General features: G+C 37.2%; 2 protein-coding genes. Both read right to left on the minus strand.

Annotated features, from left to right (window positions below; translation table 11 throughout):
* Positions 1–158 precede the first annotated feature (158 nt).
* On the minus strand, positions 159–1,418 hold the full coding sequence (locus ACOVQ4_RS22340; RefSeq protein ID WP_421822805.1) for a Glu/Leu/Phe/Val dehydrogenase dimerization domain-containing protein: 1,260 nt from the start codon (positions 1,416–1,418) through the stop codon (positions 159–161).
* A 529-nt stretch (positions 1,419–1,947) separates the two neighbouring features.
* The gene (locus ACOVQ4_RS22345) at positions 1,948–2,814 is read right to left on the minus strand and encodes a dienelactone hydrolase family protein (RefSeq protein ID WP_421822806.1); all 867 of its coding nucleotides are present in this window, start codon (positions 2,812–2,814) and stop codon (positions 1,948–1,950) included.
* Between the last annotated feature and the right edge of the window lie 678 nt (positions 2,815–3,492).

Here is a 3,492-nt window from a genome sequence, read left to right on the forward strand (position 1 = left end):
TACTCGGCTGTAAGCCGTAAGCATTAGGCAAAAGGTTTTTATAATTTCTTAAAACTCCTTTTTTCTTTCGCTTACGGCTTAATGCTTAAAGCCTATCGCCAGAAAAATTAAATTTTATTTTGCCTAACAACCCATTCTCTATCGTTTGAAAATAGTTGCTAGACCAACTCTATCTCAATTTTTTCTTCTAGTTTAGCCAATGCAATCCGATATAATTCTTTAGACAACAGGCTCTTTTCTTGATGCTGGTCATTGAGCTCCTTCAGTGCTTTATAAATCGTTTCAGAAACATCTTCAAAAATACCCTCGTCCGTTACCATTGCCGATTCAGTCATTAGGTAGGCAAATACACGAGCCATACCACAATTTGCCACAAAATCAGGAATCAATGCAACTTTACTATCGGCCAGCTCCATGGTAGGTCCATAAAAAATTTCAGGGTCATTAAACGGAACATTAGCGCCACAAGAAATCACCTCCAGACCGTTGTTTACCATTTTTTCAACTTGCTCAGCACTTACAATTCTTGATGCAGCCGCAGGAATAAAAATCTCGGCTCCTAGCTCCCAAATTTTAGCATTGGTTTCTTCGAAGCTCAACATATTTTCAGAGTAAAGGGTATTTTGTTTTTTATTGAAAAACAAATCTTTTATCTCCTCCAAACCTAAACCCTCTGGGACAATTACCCCTCCATTTCTATCAATAATCCCAACAATTTTGACACCCACGCGTGCCAAATTAAGTCCAGCAGCGGCTGCTACATTTCCCCAACCTTGAATAATCGCTCTTTTTTCTGATAAATTCCCCCCCCACAAGGTATAGTAATGTTTGACAGCCTCAGCCACGCCATAGCCCGTAATCAAATCCGAAACGGTATATCTATGAATGTTCTGCATTGAAGTCGGCGTATAATTCCAGTCTTCAATGATTTTAGAAACACCTTGACGCAACTGACCAATCAACCGAATTTTCTGCGCCTCAGAAGCGTGAAAATGTCCATTTACCACGCCTTCTTGTGGATGCCACAAGCCATATTTTTCAGTCATAGGAATCACTTCATGCACCTCATCTACATTCAAATCGCCTCCCGTACCATAATAGTTTTTCAAAAGTGGTGCTACTGCTTTGTACCAACGCTCCAAAACACCCTTTTTACGTGGGTCGCTTGGGTCAAAATTGATACCAGATTTTGCGCCACCGATTTGAGGCCCAGATACAGTAAATTTGATTTCCATGGTTTTGGCCAAAGATTCCACTTCACGCTTATCAAGCCCTTTTCGCATACGAGTACCTCCCCCCGCAGCGCCTCCTCGTAGGGAGTTGATTACCACCCATCCTTCGGCTTCAGTTTCAGAATCTTTCCATTCAAATACGATTTCTGGTCGTTTGTTTTCAAATCTTTTGAGTGCTTCTTTCATTGGTTTGTCGTAAGCTAATGCCCTAATATGTTAAATTTTATCGTAAAATATCAAAGGTTAATTATTTGTCACAATATTAGTTGTTTTAACAAATATTAGCAAACAAACATTAAAGAATAAATAGCTAGAATATCAATGTCTCAAAAAAATTATTTCAAAAAACCTTTTGACTTTTGGTAGAAAATGAAAATTTATCCGTTTGCCACTGAATCTGCTGACGGCCCGTTCTAAAACACCTTAATTAAACCCAAAATTGAAGTTTTTCAAACTGACCCTTGAAGCTTATCGCACTTTTCATCTGATATTTCGTCTAGGGATTTGGCTCATCGAACTATATCTCGTCAAGATTCTATTCGCAGAATTTAAAGTCTCTGATGTTTCTAAACCTCAAAGTTTTGTAGATTCTGTTTCTTACCAAACAAAAAAAGTCCAAGACTGGGTCTCGGACTGAAAACTAAGCTTTTTTGAAGAAATCAAAGAAAATAAAATCGAAAAATATATTACATCACTCAAAAGGGAGCTAGCAATTTTACAACTTATATTTTTCTTTCAAGTATCCTAAAGCCATACCATAAGCCTCTTTGCTAGCAGCTTCGTCGTATTTTGGATTACTTGGGTTTGAAAAACCGTGCACTGCATTGAAAATTTTGTAAGTCAGCTTTTTGTTGGCGGTCTTCATATTAGCCGCAAAATCTTCAATAACCTGTTGTGAGATATATTGTTCTGTGGCAAACAAGCCCAAAACATCGCTATTTAAGGTTTTTAATTTTTCAACATCTTTTACTGGCATTCCATAATACATCACCGAACCAATTGTTTGTTTTCCGCCCAACAAAGCAGATTTTAATGACCAACTGCCACCAAAACACCAACCCACATTCGCGATTTGAGCTTTTGCACCGGCAAAGGTAATGGCGCCTTTTACAATATTTTCAAGTCTTGACTCCACGACCCCTTGCATCAACTTCCCAGCTTCCTGAGGATTTGTTGTCGATTTGCCATCGTACATATCCAAAGCAATTACATTAACATTTCCACCCAAATCATTATAAAATACATCTGCTTGGTGTTTGATATGATCATTTAGCCCCCACCATTCTTGGTAAACAAACAGCCACTTGTCTGACTTCTTTTTAGCCTTTACAAAATAGGCATTTGCAGTGCTACCATCGGCCGTCGGGTAAGTAATTGAAGTTCCTTCGGCTACAAAATTAATAGCCAATGGAGAGGGATGCAGTGCCACAAAATTTGGGTCATTGGCAAACTGCGCCATTCCATCGATACTTGGATTATGGCAAACGGTAATTTGATTGTCAGGTTGCTCTAAAGGTTTTGACGAAAAGTATCCTATCAGACTAACAAGGAAAAGATTGAGTGTTAACCAAAGTTTGTTCATTGTTCAAAATGTGTTTTGGATGAATAACTGATAAATTGTGGTAACTAAGTCGGAAAACGTGATTAGTAAATAGTATATTGATTTTTTGAAGATACTATTCATCAGAAGTTAGTAGTCATATTTTACCTAAGATTTACAATTAATTTAATCTTTCAGATTACTCAAAAGAATTGATTCGTGAATGGCATATCCGTTAATTGAATACCTCTGTTTTCAGAGGAATACAGTCTAAATGTACCGCAAGTATCTTGTTTATTTAAGTTAGTAAGCAAAATAAAGTTTAAGATTTTGCTTTCAGATTTCAGGTATCGGCTCTCGGCGGTGGGCTATGGGAAAAATCCATGTCCGTGTTCGTTAAAAACATTTTACCACTCTGTGTCTTGTGCCTGTTAGTAACAAAAGTGATATTTTTGACGAATGCCCAAAGCTGAAAACCGTAAACTTTAAATTAAATTTTATTTTGCGTAATAACTTAATTTTTCCTTTTACTTAGGCGTAAAAATTGTACTGTGCCTTTTCTCTAATTAATAATAAAAATTAAGGTCTATTTGTTCTAAAGCGAGGCAAATTTATCGACCAAAAGCCAATATGATTAGATGTATCCACCTTGAGGCATGAGGCAACAGGCAATGAGTGTTAAATTTTTACTAAAATACCATTCTACCCTCTTTGCCTGTT

Source organism: Flectobacillus sp. (assembly GCF_049240685.1).
Lineage (GTDB): Bacteria > Bacteroidota > Bacteroidia > Cytophagales > Spirosomataceae > Flectobacillus.

Bases quoted from the DNA above. Each gene is read 5' to 3' on its own strand.
- ACOVQ4_RS22340 (WP_421822805.1), bottom strand. From the start codon at position 1,418: ATGAAAGAAGCACTCAAAAGATTTGAAAACAAACGACCAGAAATCGTA.
- ACOVQ4_RS22345 (WP_421822806.1), bottom strand. From the start codon at position 2,814: ATGAACAAACTTTGGTTAACACTCAATCTTTTCCTTGTTAGTCTGATA.